This is a genomic window from Paremcibacter congregatus (genome assembly GCF_006385135.1).
Classification (GTDB): domain Bacteria; phylum Pseudomonadota; class Alphaproteobacteria; order Sphingomonadales; family Emcibacteraceae; genus Paremcibacter; species Paremcibacter congregatus.
The window spans coordinates 4,136,548-4,153,906 of sequence record NZ_CP041025.1 but is presented as its reverse complement, the minus strand read 5'-3'; the positions used below and the strand labels follow the sequence as shown (position 1 = coordinate 4,153,906).

The following is a 17,359-nucleotide window of genomic DNA, read 5'->3' as shown; positions in this document are numbered from 1 at the left end:
AGCTTTACAGACGGAGATTTCATGACGAAGTCATGAACGTCAAAATCCTCTCAATGACCTGATTCCAGTTACCGTGTTCGGTATAGGCGGAACGCTTGCGCGGACTCAGATCATGGTTGCCGTCCGGCGCCCACTGGAAAATGATATTGTCCGAAAGGTCATAGTCCACCACGGTATCACGATTGCCCATGGCATCTCGCTCTCCCTGCAAAATCAGGGTCGGGCAGGCAATATCTTGCAAATGTTCTGTGCGCGGCCGATCTGACTTTCCCGGGGCATAAAAAGGGTAGCCAAGACAGACCAGCCCCCTGATGCGCCCGGCCAGAAAGCATTCATCGGCAATCAGGCTCGCCATGCGGCCTCCCATGGACTTTCCCCCGATATAAATGTCCGCTTCAGTGCCGTCCAGGTCGTCAATCATCTGACGCCATGACGTCAAAAGTTTGGGCTGCCGGTCCGGGGGGCGTTTCTTACCCGTGGTCCGGCGTTCGGCCATATATGGGAATTCAAACCGCAACACCCGAATGCCCCGATCCCCAAGCTGGGTCGCAAAATAGTCCATAAATGGGCTGTCCATTGGCGCCCCCGCACCATGCGCCAGAATCAGAATTTTAGACGCCGTCTCTGGCCCGTTCCATAGACAAGGCAGCTTAATGTCCTCTGTCATCTCGCGTCCTCACTCAAGTAACGATCATCTTCCGCCCTGCCTCCGCTGTCTTGCCCCCGTCCAGAGGCGGCGGAATCTGAATGCCCTTTTGTGCGGCCGGACGTTCGGCTATCCGCGCGACCCAGGCGCTCAGGTCCGGCAGGTCATCAATCTCCACGCCGGCCCAGTCATGGGACCTTACCCAGGTCCAGTTGGCGATATCCGCGATGGAATAAACACCACTTTCGCCGCCGGCCAGATAATCGCGGCCCTTTAATTGCGTATCGAGCACCGTATAAAGCCGCTTGGTTTCTTTTTGGTAGCGGTCAATGGCGGGTTGAATCTTCTCGGGAAAATAGCGGTAGAATACATGAGCCTGCCCCTGCATCGGCCCGACACCGCCCATCTGAAACATCACCCACTGCAAAACATCCATCCGCCCCCTGATATCCTGCGGCATCAGTTTCCCGGTCTTTTCCGCCAGATAAATCATGATCGCCCCCGATTCAAAGATGGTCAAATCATCTGCCCCACGATCAACGATGGCCGGGATGCGGCCATTGGGATTTATTTTCGTGAAGTCCGGGGATTTTTGCCAGTTACTCGACAGGTCAATAGCGTGAACCTTATACTCCAGGCCCAACTCTTCCAGCATAATGGAAATCTTGAAGCCATTGGGGGTTGCGGCGGTGTATAAATCAATCATCTAAAATCCTTTACTGTGTTACTTTCCCCATATTGGCCTCATGCCGTGTTCCGGCAAGTCTTTCACGAAAAGGTGATGTCAGCCCTCTGATAAATAATCCCACCCCGGGCGCCCCAGGCATTTGCATGCGGCAAGCCGTCGGGACCCGATCTTCTCCGCCACCCGAACCGAACCGGTATTTTCCTGCATTATAATTGAATGTATCTGTGCAATTTTCTGAACAGCATGTCCATGGGCCCGCATGGACATTGCCGCTTCACTGGCATAGCCCTTGCCCCATTCTTCCCTGAGAAAAGTGTACCCCAGTTCAATGATCTCCGAGACAGCGGAATCCGGCTCATGGTCATCTGGTGAGATGGTATAAGACATCATCCCTTTATCGTCGCTGCCATAAAAAAGACTGAACCCGCAGCGCCCGACCGGCTGATTGTCCGCCTTGCGGATCACAAGCCTTTGTCCCAAGCCGCGCTCCCGCTCCAGCCGCAACAACGTCTCAAGATAAACACGGTTTTCATCCGGGGTACGCGGGCGGCCTAGAATATATTGCATCACCAGCGGGTCACTATGCAGTCGGTCAAGAAACGCCAGATCTGTTTCTTGAAAAGGCCGTAACACAAGACGATCGGTTTCCACAGTAATGGTCATTCCCGCCTTTCCTTGTTTACAGCGCGATAACAGCGCCGTCTTTCACATAAACCTCGACCGCCGTCAGGGATTGTCCGTTACAGGGCCCGGCCAAACACAGGCCGCTTTTAATATCAAACAATGCGCCATGGTTATGACACATGAAATATTTGCCCGATTTTTCGGTAAATTCACCTTCCTTCATGTTCAAAGGAATATAAGCATGGGGACAACTGTTTTCATAGGCAAAAATCTCGTCGCCCTGACGTTGAATAAAAATTTCGCGCCGCTCCTCACCTTCATGAAAAGCAAACTCCCGCGCTTTACCGTCTTCAATATCGTTAAGATGGCAAAGGATATCCCCTGCCGCCGGGCCACCGGCTACTTCACTAAGCTTCATACGCCGCTACTCTTTCTTCAGCGGGAGCCAGTCACCCAACGCCGGCATCCACGGCTTTATGGTAACAGCCGCGAACAGGCCCGCCTTGGCATACGGGTCCTCGGCAGCAAAGGCTTCCGCCGCCGCCCGATCTTTGGCCTCAATAATCAGCATGCTGCCCCGGGGTTTCGGATCTGCCCCGTCGGTCAACAAGGGACCAGCAAGAACCACACACCCTTCAGATTCCGCATAAGCCAGATGAGAGGGGCGGATGTCCATACGCACGGCCAGATGATCCGGTTTATCTTCGGCCAGAATGATAAAATACATGTTGTTTTTCCTATAATACACGCCGTTCATGGTTCACGGCCTCAAGAGACTTACAAGTTATAATTCACTGACATAGGGTCGACGCATCAGATCCTCAACCACCTTGGCAACATCACCGCCCTGATGCAGTATCTTGTGCACGGCCGCCGCGATCGGCATATCAATGGATTCCTGTTCGGCAATATCAGCCAATATACTGGCCGTATGGTAGCCTTCCGCAACGCTTTTTCGGCCCATCATGATTTGTTCTACCGATTTGCCCTGACCCAGCGCCATTCCCAATGACATGTTGCGTGATTGCGTCGAAGAACAGGTTAAGATCAAATCTCCCAGACCGCAAAGCCCCATCATGGTCTCGCGCTTCGCCCCGCGGGCTTCTCCGAACCGCACCATTTCAGCCATGCCCCGGGTGATCAGAGCCGCCCTGGCATTTTCGCCCAGCTCCAGCCCGGCCACAATACCGCAGGCCACCGCCAAGACATTCTTGACCGCACCGCCCACTTCCGCCCCGACAACATCGCGGGACAAATAAGGACGAAAAGTCGTCTGACCCAACGTATCAGCAACATTTTGGGCGATCTGCTGATACCGGGACGCGATGGTAACGGCGGCAGGCAAACCCTTGGCCACCTCATGGGCAAAGGTCGGCCCCGACAGCACCACCAGCGGGCTTTTCGGCAGAACCTCGCTCATCACTTCATTCATCATCTTACCCGTGGATTGCTCAATGCCTTTGGCACAGAGAATGATCGGGGTGCTTTCTTTCAGGAAAGATTTAAGATCCTGAGCCACGGCCCGGACAAACTGCGCCGGCACCACCATCAGGATCACATCAGAGCCTTCTGCATCAGCCAGTTTCGATGTCGCCTTCAAGCCTTCCGGCAAGGTTATTCCAGGAAGAAAGTCTTTATTTTCATGAGTTTCATTGATTGACGTCACGACGTCATCTTCCCGCGCCCACAAGGTCACTTCCCGGCCGGCGCGGGTCGCCATGCTGGCCAACGCCGTGCCCCATGCCCCGCCGCCAATTACCGTGATTTTATGATATATGGTCATAAAGTTCTCTTTTGTCTTCTTAATGCTTATTTTCAGGCTTTCACCCCGGCCCCCGCGGCCGGTGGTGCATTCGGGTCCAGCGGCCAGCGTGCTCTGGCGGCAAGATCCAGGCCGTCCCGTTGACCCAGTTTAAAACGTTCCACACCGACCCAGGCAATCATGGCGCCATTATCGGTGCAGAGTGCCGGTGGCGGTGCCACCAACATGAAATGACTATCCAGACACAGCTGCTGTAAATTACTTTTCAGATAACTGTTGGCTGCGACGCCGCCGGCCACCACCAAAACATGGGGACCCCCATCGGCTTGTGCAAGACCTTCCTGCTTCTGATAGATTTCCACCGCGTGCCGCATACGATCAAGAATGGAATCACACAGGGCCCGCTGAAAACTCGCCGCAAGGTCATACATATCCTGCTGCGTAATGGTATCTCCCAACTTTTCCACTTCGCGCCGCACCGCCGTTTTCAATCCCGAAAACGAAAAGTCGCAGCCGGGTTTACCCTTCAAAGGCCGGGGCAACTTAAACCGGCTTTCATCGCCCTGTTGCGCCGCCGCCTCTACCGCCGGGCCACCGGGATATCCAAGACCGAGAATTTTGGCTGTCTTGTCAAAGGCCTCTCCCGCCGCATCGTCAATCGTCGTGCCAAGGCGTTGGTAATTGCCCACTCCCCGCACCACCAGAATCTGACAATGCCCGCCGGATACCAGCAACAACATATAAGGGAACGGTACCTGATCCGTCATGCGCACCGTAAGGGCATGACCTTCCAGGTGATTAACACCCAGAAAAGGAATCTGTTTTGCCGCGGCGATTGCCTTGCCGGTCATCATACCAATCATCACGCCGCCAATCAGGCCGGGACCAGAGGTCGCCGCCACCGCCGAAAGATCGCCCAGCTCACACCCCGCCTCGGTCATCGCCTGTTCTATCAACCGGTCCATATGATCAATATGCGCCCGGGCAGCGATTTCCGGCACCACCCCGCCATACGGTTTATGTTCTTCAATCTGGGACAAGACCACATTGGACAGAATACAACCCGCACCGTCCACCACTGCAGCTGCGGTTTCATCACAGCTGCTTTCCAGGCCAAGAACCCGTATCTGACTCTCTTTTTCCAGTGGTTTTCCCTCAGAAATCGTCATTATATATGGCTTTACCTTCAAATATATTCTACAAGGATTTTGATTTAAAACACGAGTTCAAAAATCTGCTTCAAAAAATTACAGGGGCATCTTACAGCAGAATGCACCCCGCAATACTATTATATAAGGTTCTTCGTCGTGCAAGACAGCAAAAAAAGTGAAATTACAGTTCGGATCGGTACCCGCGGCAGTCTTCTGGCTCTGGCCCAGGCCGAGGAAGTCAAAGCCCGCCTCATCGCTGCCCACGATCATCTGTCGGAAAACAACATTGAAATTGTCGTGATGTCGACCCGTGGAGACCGGGTGCTGGACCGGCCCCTGTCAGAAATTGGCGGCAAGGGCTTGTTTACGGAAGAAATTGAAGCAAGCCTGTTGTCCGGCGATATTGACATCGCGGTGCACTCCCTGAAAGACATGGCGACGGTTTTGCCGGACGGCCTGGAACTGGTATGTTACCTGGAACGGGAAGACGTTCGCGACGCGTTTATTTCCGCCAAGGCCGCCACCCTAAAAGAATTGCCCAAAGGCGCCGTCATCGGCAGCGCCTCGCTGCGGCGCCAGGCCCAGACTCTGGCGCTTCGCCCCGATGTCAGCGTCGTGACCTTTCGTGGCAATGTCCAGTCACGCTTGCGAAAACTGGAAGAGGGGGTTGTCGATGCCACCTATCTCGCTGTCGCCGGCCTCAACCGACTGGGGCTGGATGACCCGCGTGTGCATCCGATCCCGGTGGACAATTTCCTGCCCGCTGTTGCCCAAGGGGCCATCAGCATCGAAATCGCCAGCCATAATCAGACCGCCCGCGAAATGCTGGCGCCTTTAAATCATCGGAACACCGAACTTTGCGTTCGCGCCGAACGCGCCATGCTGAAAATTCTTGACGGCTCCTGCCGCACCCCCATTGCCGGCTATGCGACCCTGACCGGGGACCAGATCACCCTGCGGGGTCAGGTTGCTCTCCCGGACGGCAAGGAAAGCTATAGCAACACCCTGCAGGGACCGACTCAGGATCCGGAGGCTCTCGGCCATCGTCTTGGCCAAATCCTGCGTGATCAAGCGGGGCCGGCGTTTTTCGCCAAACTGGCCGCCGGCGTCTGAAGGACCACGCCATGCATTTCCTGCTGACCCGCCCCCAACAAGACAGTGACCGGCTCAAAGCTCAGCTCACCGCTTTGGGTCATCAGGTCAGCTGCGCGCCCCTGCTGCGAATTGATTATCTGTCGGACAAAAAAATAACTCTAGACAACTTTCAGGCGGTGCTCTTTACCAGCGCCAACGGCGTCCGGGCTTTTAGCGCCGCTCACAAGGCCCCTGATTTGCCCTGCCTCGCGGTAGGAGACGCAACCGCTTCAGAAGCCCGCGACGCCGGGTTCCAGAACGTCACTGCCGCCGGTGGCGATGTGGACCGCCTGACGGAATTGGCAAGAACCAGACTTGACCCGAACGCCGGCCCCTTGTTACATATTTCAGGCAAACACCAGGCCGGCGACCTCAAAGGGCAGCTGACCGCCGCCGGTTTTCAGGTGACAACCGAAAAACTCTATCAAGCAATAAAATCCACAACACTCTCCCCGGAGGCACTGGATAATCTCCGCACAGGCCGCATAAGTCATATGCCTTTTTATTCCCCCCGCACCGCCCGGACTTTTGTGGAACTCGCCCGCGCTGTCGGCCAGGCAGATCTTTTGCGCAACGTCACGGCGCTTTGTCTTAGTTCTGCCATAGCAGATGTGATAAGCTGCCTTGATTGGCAGAACATACAAACAGCCCCCGCACCGGATCAAAAGAGTCTGTTCCGGCTGATCGACATAACCATAGAGGGACCGCGGCAATGACCGACAACAAAACTCCATCCGATACGTCAGAAAAACAGGACAAAACCGCCAAGCAAATCATGTCGGAACGCCAGGCGGCACAGGATAAATCCGCAAAAGACCCTGCCAAGCCCACTACCTCCCAATCTCCCTCCCAATCTTCGGGGAAAACAAAACCAAACTGGTCATTGCGGGCTCTGATGGTCTTGATCATATTCCTGTTCGGGGTCGGCGCCGACCTTTATTTTCTGCCAAAAATAAGTGACCGTTTGCCCATCGTGGCACAATGGATCGGATCGGATCATACACCTGATGTTGTGCACCTTCGCCAAGATATTCAGGATCTAAAAAATCGTCTGGCACAACAAACTCAAGCCCTTGAAACGTTGAAAAACGCCACTGCTGCCCAGAACTCCCGCCTTACTGCCCTTGAACAACGCCCCGGCGGTGAAGACGCCGCCATGGCCTATCCCGACATTCTGGCGCGGGTCGAAAACCTGGAAAAGGCCCGTTTACTTGCCGACACCCCCCCGCAGAACACGACAGAAGACAAAGCCCAGGCCGCCCGGATTGATATGCTGATGGGCCGTATGAGCCAGCTTGAATCCTCCTTCATCCCTCTGAGCAAGGGGCTGGCCGATGCCCAGACAGCACGCCTCGAACGGCGTGAACTGATTGAGGCCAACGCGACCCAGAACGCCAAGTTGACCCAATTAGACAGCCGTCTGCAACACGTCGAGAACTATGCGGCCCGCGATACAAGTGGTGCATTACTCGCCTTCCGCATCGGCGCGTTGCGCCATCAGATCTCCAGCGGGCAGGCTTTTGCCGACGAACTCAGCGATGTCAGCAACCTCACCGAAAAGGGATCCTTCACCTTCAACAGCGGTCTCAGCGACAGCCTCGGTTGGCTCAGCCAACATCAAGACGGCATCCCTTCTGCGGCCTCAGTAACGGAAAATTTTGACGCCCTGATCCCGGTTCTGATCCGCAACGCCGATCATCATGCGGATGACCCTTGGTGGAAAAGAGCCTATCACAGCGTGACTGGCTTGATCATGATCCGCAAAACCACGCCAGAAGGCGCCGTCTCGCTTGATCAACAGGTGAGCGCCATTCAGAAACATCTCGCTCATGGCGCCCTCTCCGAAGCGGTGACCCTGTCCCGGGAATTGCCCCAAAACCTGCAGCCACTACTGGTGGATTGGCAGTCACAGGCGCAGACTCGCCTGCAGGCCGAACAGGAAATCGCACGCCTCACGCGTCTCGCCGCCAGCTACTATCTGACGGATACGCCGAAAGACCCCGCCACAGAGACCCCCGACGTGCCCACCGGGCAAAAGTTATCTGAGGAGACATCTTCATGATCCGCCTCAGCCTTTATATCACCCTCGCCATTCTGCTCGCCGTTGGCGCCGTCTGGCTTGCTGAACATCCCGGCAACCTGCATATCACTTGGCAAGATTGGGAGATCCGCCTGTCTATGGCCGTTTTCTCGGCCTTGGCGCTTGGTTACACCCTGGCCTGCTGGGCCCTGTTCAAACTCTATCGCTGGTTTCGCACCGATAACCCATTGAAAAGCCCGAAACGGCTGGAAAGCAGGCGGCAGAAGGGCCTGCGCGAAATGGACCTGGGGTGGTCCGCCCTCGCGGTCGAAGATACTGCCTCCGCCATCAAGCATGCCCAAAAGGCGCAAAGCCTGCTGAACGGAGATCGGGCGCCCTTGCGCCTGTTGCTCGCCGCGAGTCCCGACAAGGACCGAAGCGATGTGATCAAGGCCTTAAGACAGACCCCCGAGTCAAGGATGCTTGCCCTGGTCAGCGAAGTCAAGCAAGCCCGCATTGAAAACCGCCTTAAGGATGCACAAACCCTGCTTGATGAAATGCTTGAAATCAGCCCGAAAAACCCGCGGATCGCCCGGCAGCGCTTCGAACTCCTGATCGACCGGGAGCAATGGGCAGACGCACGCGCCAGCCTTACGGCGCTTGCGAAAACCAAGCTCATTGAGGCCCAGACGCAAAAGCACCTTACCGCCGTGATCTGTTATCGCCAGGCTGTCGAGGCCGATCTGGCTGGACAGAAAACCCAGGCTCGCGACCTGACGAAAGAAGCCCTGAAACAGGAGCCCGGCTTTATTCCGGCTGCCGCATTCCTTGTTCGGCACCATCTCGCTCATGACGACAAATCAGCCGCCCGCAAACTGCTTGAAAATACTTGGAAAATTGCCCCCCATCCTGATCTGGGGCAGCTTTTCCTCGAATTGGAACCAATGGAAAATCCCAGTGAAAGATTTCGCAGGGTCCAGAAATTTACCCAGCTTAACCCCAACGCACTGCACAGCCGCCATCTGCTGGCCCAAACCGCCCTGGCGGCACAGCATTGGCAAGAGGCCAAACAGGCTCTCGATCCCATCATACAGAATCAAACGGCAACAAGGGCAACCTATCACCTTCTGGCGCAACTGGAGCGGCAGCAGCGTCAGGATGACGCCGCAGCTGAGGTTTATCTCGCCAAGGCCGGTACGGCTCCGGCCGATCCGGTCTGGCAGTGTCAGGCTTGCCATCGTCCGCAAGCCACCTTCGCGGCCAGTTGCCCAGACTGCGGCAAATTCGGCAAGATTGAATGGGGTTCACAAAAAACACAACGAGCATAGAACGTTCGCCAATACAACAATCACCGTCAGGTAATCTTTTAACCCTGCTTCGTTATGGTTTGTTTTCAAAGGCGTTAACGACGAATTTCTGGCTCTGGTTCGACCCCTGATCAAAGCTTTCCGCAGTTTTAAGGTCCGCCAACACATCCCACTGAGCCGCGATCTGCTCCGGGGTGGCGTCAGGGCCAAGATACAGCCCCTTGCTCTCCATAATTTTCGCCCGGGCAAAGGTCCCGGCCCCTGCCGTAATAATTTCACCGTTTGGCGCCGCCGCGCCGCACAGATACAGCACGGCTGGCGACACTGATTCCGGCGTAAGAAAATCGAGCATTTGCGGCGGCATTATATCATCCGTCATCCGAGTCGCGGCCACCGGCGCCAGCGCATTGACACGAATGTTGAATTTTGAAAACTCGAGTTTCAAGGTATTGGCCAGCCCGACCAAAGCCAGTTTTGCCGCCCCATAATTGCTCTGGCCAAAATTACCATAAAGCCCACTGGATGAAGTCGTCATTACAATACGCCCATATTCCTGTTTTTGCATAGTGGGCAATACCGCACGTGTGGCGATCACGCTGCCCATCAAATGTACCTCCAGAACTTTCCTGAAATCATCAAGGGACATTTTACTGAAAGTCTTATCTCTTAGAATTCCAGCGTTATTGACCAGAATGTCAAGACGCCCAAAGGCCGAAAGCGTCTGGCTCACCAAAGCCTGCATATCGTCCTCTGACGTCACATTGCCGCCATTGGCAATTGCCTCGCCGCCGCGATCCGTGATCTCCTTCACCACCTGTTCGGCTGCTGACAGAGATGCGCCATCCCCATCCCGCGCGCCCCCGAGGTCATTGATAACCACTTTGGCGCCACGTGCCGCAAAAGCCAGAGCATGCGCCCGACCCAGCCCGCCTCCTGCCCCGGTAATAATGGCGACTTGTCCTGTAAAATCAAATGACATAAGAAAACTTCTCCCGTGGTAAAAATGACCCCGCCGCATCCAAAATTCATACGAGCGTTTGATATTTGTTCGTTTTATCATAAAAACACACTATTTAAATCATAAATTCGTCAAAATAACCAAATCGTGCATTCCCAAACTCGTTTAAATCATGTACATCTAAGTTAATAATTATTATTGACTGCAAGTAGACTTTAAAAATGACCGCACAATACTTAAGTGATTTACGCAAAAATGACCTGGCCACGGTTGTCGGCTTTTCCGCCGACCGCTGTAAGGATGTCGAATTTGCCCGGGACCTGGAAGACCGCCTGCTCGAAGTCGGTTTTGAAGAAGGCCTCGACATCAAGGTCCTGCACGAAGGACCTGTTTCCCGCGACCCCATGGCGGTACGCATCGGGCGCACAACCATCGCGTTGCGCCGCATGGAAGCCGACGCCGTTATTATTTCGCGTTAAAGAAGTACAGCCTGAATGAGTTCCAAAGAAATGACCAATCCCAAAATCGCCCTCGTCGGCAGCCCAAATTGTGGCAAGAGTTCGCTGTTTAATACGCTCACCGGCAGTCGTCAGAAAGTCGCCAACTATCCGGGCGTTACCGTAGAAAAGCGTAGCGGGACCTATACGGCTGACACAGGTGAAACGGTGACCCTGGTGGATCTGCCGGGCATTTACAGCTTGAAAGACCGGACATTGGACGAAAAGGTCAGCCGTCAGGTGATCACAGGGACGCATGCCACAGAAGCGCGGCCGGACCTGCTGCTTTGCGTCGCTGACAGCACCAACTTACGGGTACATTTGCGGCTGGTGTTGGAACTGAAACATCTTGGTCTGCCGGTTATCCTCGCCCTCAACATGCATGATATGGCCGAGCGTGACGGCATAGAAATCGACCCGGAAATTCTGTCCCGGGAATTGAGCATCCCGGTGGTCACCACCATCGCGGTACGGAAGAGCAGCCTGAATGATTTGAAAAAGGAAATACAAACCATTATTCGGGACCTGCCGGAAGCCCGGGATGCGATTGATGCGCCGGCCACACGCGACCTGCAAAAACAAGCCCGGAGCCTTGCCGATCAGGCGGTAATCAGTGAAGGGGAACATCACAAGGTGACCCGGCGTCTGGACAATATATTCCTGCACCCGGTCCTTGGCTTTGCCATTTTCTTCACCATTCTTTTTGTCATGTTCCAATCCGTTTTCGCCTGGGCGGAAGCGCCCATGGAACTGATTGACGGCGCATTCGGTTCTCTCCAGGGGCTGTTGGTCGATATTCTGCCCGACAACTGGTTCCGTTCTCTCCTGACAGACGGGATTATCGCCGGGGTGGGCAGTGTGGTGGTGTTCCTGCCACAAATTTTGATTCTGTTTACCTTCATTCTTATTCTGGAAGCCACCGGCTATATGGCCCGGGCAGCTTTTATAATGGATCGGCTCATGGCCAAGGTTGGACTGAATGGGCGTGCATTTATCCCGTTATTGTCCAGCTTCGCCTGCGCCATACCCGGTATCATGGCTACCCGGACCATCGAACATCATCGGGACCGGATCACGACGATCATGATTGCACCGCTGATGACCTGTTCTGCGCGTTTGCCAGTCTATACCTTGATCATCGCCGCCTTCATCCCCAATGACAAAGTTTTTTATGGGTTGTTTGGGCTTCAGGGCGTGGTATTTTTCGGCCTGTATCTCGCCGGAATCATCAGCGCCCTGATCGTGGCCGCCATTTTGAAATTGACCCTGACTAAAGGGGTGCCACAGCCATTCCTGATGGAGCTGCCAAAATACCAGCTCCCGGTGTTAAAACATCTGTTGATCAATCTGTGGGAACGAGCCAAGGCCTTCCTGCGGCGCGCCGGTACAATAATCCTGTATTCCGCCATTGGTTTGTGGGCCTTGGCGCAATATCCGAAAAAACCGATCGGCGGTACCGATCCGGACATTTACTACAGTTTTGCCGGCATTTTAGGGCGGTACCTACAAAAAGTTTTTGAACCTCTCGGGTTTAACTGGGAAATGTCTATTGCCCTGATCCCTGGAATGGCGGCGCGCGAAGTCGCCGTCGGCGCCCTTGGTACCGTCTATGCCCTTCAAGGCGATGAAGAGCAAATTGAACAGGGACTACACACCGTGCTGCAAAACAGCTGGTCACTGCCGACAGCATTGGCGTTCCTCACCTGGTATATCTTCGCCCCGCAATGCTTTGCCACGCTCGCGACGGCGCGACGGGAAACCAACAGCTGGGGCTGGACCGCCTTCCTGACAGGATATCTTTTCACACTGGCGTATGTGGCGGCGATGATTGTCAATAAAACAGCTATTTACCTGATGGCGTAACCTTACGCCGCCAGTTCTTTTTTCAACGTTTCGCCTTCTTCATCCGCCAACGCCGCATCCCGCAGGACAGAGACACGTGCGGCCTGCAGCTTTCCACCGCTCTGGTCAAATACAGACATGATCGCATTAAAATTCCGCATACCGCGCTCATGCGTATCACCATACCCCTTGATTAACCGCTGACATCGCACCAGTTCCACCGCCAGGGCGTTATCTTGAGAAAGCGCCCGCCGGACACGGTCAAGCCACCCGTCAATCGCCGCATGTTCCTGATGAAAGCGCAATGTTTTACGCCGAATACGCCGCAAGGACGCCATAAAATACAGCATCAGGAAAGAAGATAATTTCGTGGTGTCCATAAGCCGGGGGCCTGTAAATTTCTCGAACAGGCGAGTCAGCAGGGGGGACTTCTCTACCCGGCGCGCTAACCCTATCGGCAGACTGCCAACGATTTCTTCCAGTCGCGGGTGCATGAATTCGACCATATTAACGATCTGATCATCCTTGGCCCGCACCTCCGCGCGGTATTTACGCACCCGTTCTGACCTGGTTTTAATATCCGCAACCTTGATCGTATCATCAAAGGCCATCCACAAGGCCAGATACCGGGCGAGTTCGCGACTAAGATCAAAGGGAGCCTGATCCTGTGCGGCGATTTCCTCCAATGTATCCAGATAGTCATCGACATAATCCAGATCCTGATAATCGAGCAACTTCTGGGCCCCGGCATAGGCAAATTCCCGCGCCGCATCCGGCAACCGATTAATTCTGTCGATTCTTGCCTGCGCTTCCGGGCCATTTGGATTACCGGTAATCTCTCCTGCCACCGGAGGCAGGGCGATTTCTTCCTGATAAGGACTTTCAGCCGCCGCAAAGCCTGCGGCAAAGCCTTTAAGGTTAATATCAACCATTTTACCTTCGGCCCGGATGGCTTCTTCAAAACTTTCCCGGCCGAACGGCAATACTCCGGCACCGGCAATGGCGCCAAACAGGATCGAACTGATAACACACCCCGTCTCAGCCGCAAGGCTTTCCATATCAAAGGCGATGAAATTTTGCGCGGCTTCTTCTGCGGCCCGCAAAACTGTTTCACTGTCACCGGTCCCATCCCCCATGGCCATCTTCTCGGCTATGGAGAAAACACGGTGTGTGGAGGCAACGAGTGTCGTCTTGTTCGGCGTGACAAACTGACGTTGCACTGCGCGACCAGCTTCCATCAGTTCCGCCGCAACCACCAGGTCGACATCGCCGGACAGGGGCATCAACGCCATGATCGGCGGTGTCCCGTTATCCTTTACTGCAGATTTTGGAAACATTTCCAAATAATAGATGGTCGCCCCGGTTCTCTGCGCGACACCGGGAACCGATGTCGACTGCGCGAAATATCCCTGTTGTTCTGCTAGACTCACCAGCCAGTTGGTCAATACCCCGCCTCCCTGCCCGCCAAGGGCCGAGATAACGATGGTGATCGGTCGGTTAATATCATTTTTTGTGATCAGGGAAGTACTCATAAGGATATTCTCCCGCGCTGACGATCGGCGCGTTTTTGCAAGTAGCCAATAACGCTCTGACGCAGGCCGTGCTTAAATTTGTCCCATCCTGTGGGATTAAAGATCAGTTCGGCGCGGGAAAAGGACGGACAGAGCACCGCCGCATGAGAATTTTCACCGCATACCCCGCAGCCGACGCAACTGTTGTCGACATAAGCCACCGGGTCTTCCCGCAGCACATCCGGATTGGGTTTAATGGTCAGGGAAGGGCAACCGGACAGACGGATGCAGGCGTGATCCCCTGTACAGGTTTCACTTTCCACATAAAAACGTTCTTTGATCTCACGCTTACCCGATTTGATATTTTGCGCCTTGATCGGTTTTTCCCGACGTTGGCGGTTGAGCATGCATTCGCCTTCAATTACAATAACCTTGGGGCCAATAAAATGTGACGTCATGGCTTCATGCACCAACGCCTTGACATCGGCAATGTCATAGCTGTTGATGGTGCGCACCCATTTCACACCAACGCCCTGCACCGCTTCCTGTATGCGGGCTTTGCGTTCGTCTTCTTTCAGGCTTTTGGCGGAGGAGGGGATATATTGCCCGCCGGTCGCGGCCGCATAGCCATTATCAACAATAATAAAGACATTGTCACTGTTGTTATATACCGCACTGCCAATCCCGCTGGTCAGGCCATTGTGCCAGAACCCACCATCCCCCATAATGGAAATGGCTCGTTTGCCGCGCACGGAACTGAAGGCCGAGCTGCTGGCCGCCCCGAGTCCGTACCCCATGATCGTATTGCCAATCTGAAACGGAGGTAGCGTGCCAAATGAATTACACCCAATATCTGCTGAAATATGAATTTCGCCATAGTCTTTCTCCAGCATCTTGATTGCCGAAAAGAAGGGGCGCTCGGGACAACCGGTACATAATCCTGGCGGGCGGGCCGGTATCGCTTTATCAAGGGCATCCGCACTGATCTTCAGATCAGCCAACGCACTTACGGACGCATCCAATTCGTCAAACTTCACCAGGTCGGGGCGATATTTGGCCAGAAAATTCTTCAGGCCATCCTTCATCACCTGCCCGGTATACTCGCCAGAAACCGGCAGAACATCCTTGCCCGATATTTTGCAGGTAAGGTTTGCATCATTGAAAATTTTATTAAGCGATTGCTCGATATAATTTGGCTGACCTTCCTCCACCATCAAAATGGCTTTCTTATCCTGAGCAAACACGACAAGCTGATCATCAATCAACGGATAGGTCACATTCATAACATAAAGCGGTATCTGGGTATCCCCGAGGCTGTCAGCAAGACCCAGCATCTGTAGTGCCCGGATTACGACATTGTACAGGCCACCCTCAAAGATAATTCCGATATCCTTTTCCGGCCCGTCAAATAATTCATTGAGATTGTGCTCTTTGATAAAATCGACCGCCGCAGGCCAACGCTTTTCAATCTTTTGCTTTTCCTGCAGAAAGGTAAACGGCGGCAGAATGATCTTATCCGCCTCCCGAATAGGGTTCTCCAAAGCATCTCTGACGGTAAAGGCCGGTTTAAGGTTATCCTTGGTTTCGAACTGACCATGCAGATGACAGGCCCGAATACGCATCTGAAAGAACAGTGGCGTATTACTGGCCTCGGACAACTGGAAACTTTTTTCCAGCATATCAACCATCTTGGGCAGGTTCGGTCTTGGATTGATCAGCCACATTTGAGATTTCATGGCGAAGGCATGGGAGCGTTCCTGCATAATGCTGGCCCCCTCACCATAATCCTCCCCGATGATAATCACTGTACCGCCAATCACCCCGGCAGACGCCAGATTTGACAAGGCATCAGACGCCACATTGGTGCCCACAGTGGATTTCCACGTCACGGCTCCGCGCAGAGGATAACTGATGGAGGCCGAAAGCATCGCTGCCGCGGTGGCTTCACTGCCATTGGCTTCAAAATGCACTCCCAGTTCGGATAAGATTTCCTGAGAATCCGCCAACACATCCATAAGATGAGAGACCGGCGCGCCCTGGTATCCGCCCACATAGGCGACACCAGATTGCAACAAGCCTTTGGTGACCGCGAGAATACCTTCTCCGTGGAACACCTCTCCCGCGCCGTGACGCAGCTTTTTTACCTCTTTGGCGAAGGAACGCTCTGCCATAGTCTACTCTCTCTTCTTAAAATAGGTCGTCGTAAATCCAGCCCAACAGCATTAAGGGGCCAATGCAATAACCCTCAAAGGACTGCCGGAACCATTAACGATTTTAAGGGGCGGCGTAACAATCACGGCGCCTTTAGGCGGCAGCTGGTCCAGATTGGTCAAAGACGCCAGACCCAGCTTATTATTACCATGCATCAATGTGTGAGCCGGCAACGGTGGGTCGAAGTGAAAGCCCTGACCCGCATCTGTACCGACTGTTTCCACGCCAAATCCCAGAACATCCCGTTCTTTTACCAGATATTCAATACAATCCGGTGACGGGCCAGGACAATGCGATCCGTTTTCATCAATATTCAGAAAATCTGCACCGGTGCGCTTGCTCCAGTCTGTCCGCATCAGCACCCAGGTCCCTGCTTCAATCGCGCCGTGCTCCGCTTCCCAGGCCTTTACTTTATCGGCCGTAAGAACATAATCCGCATCTTCGGCGGATTCCTTGCTGACATCAATTACATTTGCCGCAGCGATCAATTTTTCCGGAGCAATGGTGTCGGTATAGCCATCATTATAATCCTTGCCCGTGACCCAATGACCCGGTGCATCAAAGTGAGTCCCAGTATGCTCGCCACAAGAAATCTTGTTCCAGTACCAGGCCGGCCCTTTGTCATCATACTGAGAAATACGTTCCAGTTTAAATCCCGGAGATTGTTCAAATTCCTCCGGCAACCCGATTACCTGCGTATTTTCGTCCAATGGTACTGACAGGTCCACGACCCGAATAGCGCCTGTCGCCATATCACTTACCAGATTGGTCAATGTTTCATTTGTCATATTTAAGGCCTCTCTTTTATGATTAATTTCTGTCCTGATGCGACCAGGTCGCCCTCTCTTGTTCACGGCGGGCCCCCCAGTCCCGGGGAAAAAGAGATCCGCCTCTACAAAATTATTATATACATAAAATAATTTTTTTAAATACAAATTACTAATAAAAATGCCTCAAAAATAATTTTCCCCTTTCGGTTCATGCTTTACGGCATTTTTACGCTAGTCT

17 protein-coding genes are annotated in these 17,359 nt (G+C 53.9%); 6 read left to right on the top strand and 11 right to left on the bottom strand.

Annotated features, from left to right (window positions below; all coding sequences use genetic code 11):
- Positions 1–19: 19 nt before the first annotated feature.
- The 7 genes from FIV45_RS18185 to tsaD all read right to left on the bottom strand — a co-directional run bounded on the left by FIV45_RS18185 (position 20) and on the right by tsaD (position 4,889).
- Positions 20–667: an alpha/beta family hydrolase gene (locus tag FIV45_RS18185; RefSeq protein ID WP_099474118.1), complete on the bottom strand. Its 648-nt coding sequence runs from the start codon at positions 665–667 to the stop codon at positions 20–22.
- A gap of 13 nt (positions 668–680) precedes the next feature.
- Complete coding sequence (locus tag FIV45_RS18180; RefSeq protein WP_099474120.1) at positions 681–1,352, bottom strand: glutathione S-transferase family protein; 672 nt, start codon at positions 1,350–1,352, stop codon at positions 681–683.
- Positions 1,353–1,430: 78 nt separating this feature from the next.
- On the bottom strand, positions 1,431–1,997 hold the full coding sequence (locus FIV45_RS18175; RefSeq protein ID WP_099474122.1) for a GNAT family N-acetyltransferase: 567 nt from the start codon (positions 1,995–1,997) through the stop codon (positions 1,431–1,433).
- A gap of 16 nt (positions 1,998–2,013) precedes the next feature.
- Positions 2,014–2,376 (bottom strand): Rieske (2Fe-2S) protein, encoded by a 363-nt coding sequence (locus FIV45_RS18170; protein ID WP_099474124.1) that lies wholly within the window; start codon positions 2,374–2,376, stop codon positions 2,014–2,016.
- Positions 2,377–2,382: 6 nt separating this feature from the next.
- On the bottom strand, positions 2,383–2,685 hold the full coding sequence (locus FIV45_RS18165; protein ID WP_099474126.1) for a YciI family protein: 303 nt from the start codon (positions 2,683–2,685) through the stop codon (positions 2,383–2,385).
- Between the two features lie 57 nt (positions 2,686–2,742).
- A complete protein-coding gene (locus tag FIV45_RS18160; protein WP_099474128.1) occupies positions 2,743–3,741 on the bottom strand; it encodes an NAD(P)H-dependent glycerol-3-phosphate dehydrogenase in 999 nt (332 codons plus the stop codon).
- A 32-nt stretch (positions 3,742–3,773) separates the two neighbouring features.
- Positions 3,774–4,889: a tRNA (adenosine(37)-N6)-threonylcarbamoyltransferase complex transferase subunit TsaD gene (gene tsaD / locus FIV45_RS18155; RefSeq protein ID WP_204602285.1), complete on the bottom strand. Its 1,116-nt coding sequence runs from the start codon at positions 4,887–4,889 to the stop codon at positions 3,774–3,776.
- Positions 4,890–5,027: 138 nt separating this feature from the next.
- Between tsaD and hemC the strand changes: the two genes are divergently transcribed.
- From hemC to FIV45_RS18135, 4 genes are read left to right on the top strand one after another with little or no spacing between them, the layout of a single operon-like run.
- Entirely contained in the window at positions 5,028–5,984 is a 957-nt protein-coding gene (gene hemC, locus FIV45_RS18150; protein ID WP_204602287.1) for a hydroxymethylbilane synthase, read from the top strand.
- 11 nt (positions 5,985–5,995) lie between these two features.
- Positions 5,996–6,721, top strand: a complete 726-nt coding sequence (locus tag FIV45_RS18145) for a uroporphyrinogen-III synthase (protein WP_099474130.1) — start codon at positions 5,996–5,998, stop codon at positions 6,719–6,721.
- Complete coding sequence (locus FIV45_RS18140) at positions 6,718–8,067, top strand: COG4223 family protein (RefSeq protein WP_099474132.1); 1,350 nt, start codon at positions 6,718–6,720, stop codon at positions 8,065–8,067. Before FIV45_RS18145 ends, FIV45_RS18140 begins: the two co-directional genes overlap by 4 nt.
- Positions 8,064–9,353, top strand: coding sequence for a heme biosynthesis protein HemY (locus FIV45_RS18135; RefSeq protein WP_099474134.1), 1,290 nt, complete (start codon positions 8,064–8,066; stop codon positions 9,351–9,353). Before FIV45_RS18140 ends, FIV45_RS18135 begins: the two co-directional genes overlap by 4 nt.
- Positions 9,354–9,405: 52 nt before the next feature.
- Here the strand turns inward: FIV45_RS18135 and FIV45_RS18130 are convergent, their stop codons facing one another.
- Positions 9,406–10,311 carry an SDR family NAD(P)-dependent oxidoreductase gene (locus FIV45_RS18130; protein WP_099474136.1) on the bottom strand — a complete coding sequence of 302 codons (906 nt, stop codon included), beginning with the start codon at positions 10,309–10,311 and terminating at the stop codon, positions 9,406–9,408.
- Positions 10,312–10,511: 200 nt separating this feature from the next.
- Between FIV45_RS18130 and FIV45_RS18125 the strand changes: the two genes are divergently transcribed.
- Together FIV45_RS18125 and feoB are read left to right on the top strand one after the other, a co-directional pair.
- Positions 10,512–10,769 (top strand): FeoA family protein, encoded by a 258-nt coding sequence (locus FIV45_RS18125; protein ID WP_099474137.1) that lies wholly within the window; start codon positions 10,512–10,514, stop codon positions 10,767–10,769.
- A gap of 15 nt (positions 10,770–10,784) precedes the next feature.
- A complete protein-coding gene (gene feoB / locus FIV45_RS18120) occupies positions 10,785–12,650 on the top strand; it encodes a ferrous iron transport protein B (RefSeq protein WP_204844770.1) in 1,866 nt (621 codons plus the stop codon).
- Between the two features lie 2 nt (positions 12,651–12,652).
- Here the strand turns inward: feoB and FIV45_RS18115 are convergent, their stop codons facing one another.
- The 3 genes from FIV45_RS18115 to FIV45_RS18105 are packed head-to-tail and all read right to left on the bottom strand — an operon-like array spanning position 12,653 to position 17,139.
- Positions 12,653–14,161 (bottom strand): indolepyruvate oxidoreductase subunit beta family protein, encoded by a 1,509-nt coding sequence (locus FIV45_RS18115; RefSeq protein WP_099474139.1) that lies wholly within the window; start codon positions 14,159–14,161, stop codon positions 12,653–12,655.
- On the bottom strand, positions 14,158–16,311 hold the full coding sequence (locus FIV45_RS18110) for a thiamine pyrophosphate-dependent enzyme (protein WP_099474141.1): 2,154 nt from the start codon (positions 16,309–16,311) through the stop codon (positions 14,158–14,160). Before FIV45_RS18110 ends, FIV45_RS18115 begins: the two co-directional genes overlap by 4 nt.
- A 51-nt stretch (positions 16,312–16,362) precedes the next feature.
- Positions 16,363–17,139 carry a cyclase family protein gene (locus tag FIV45_RS18105; protein WP_099474143.1) on the bottom strand — a complete coding sequence of 259 codons (777 nt, stop codon included), beginning with the start codon at positions 17,137–17,139 and terminating at the stop codon, positions 16,363–16,365.
- Between the last annotated feature and the right edge of the window lie 220 nt (positions 17,140–17,359).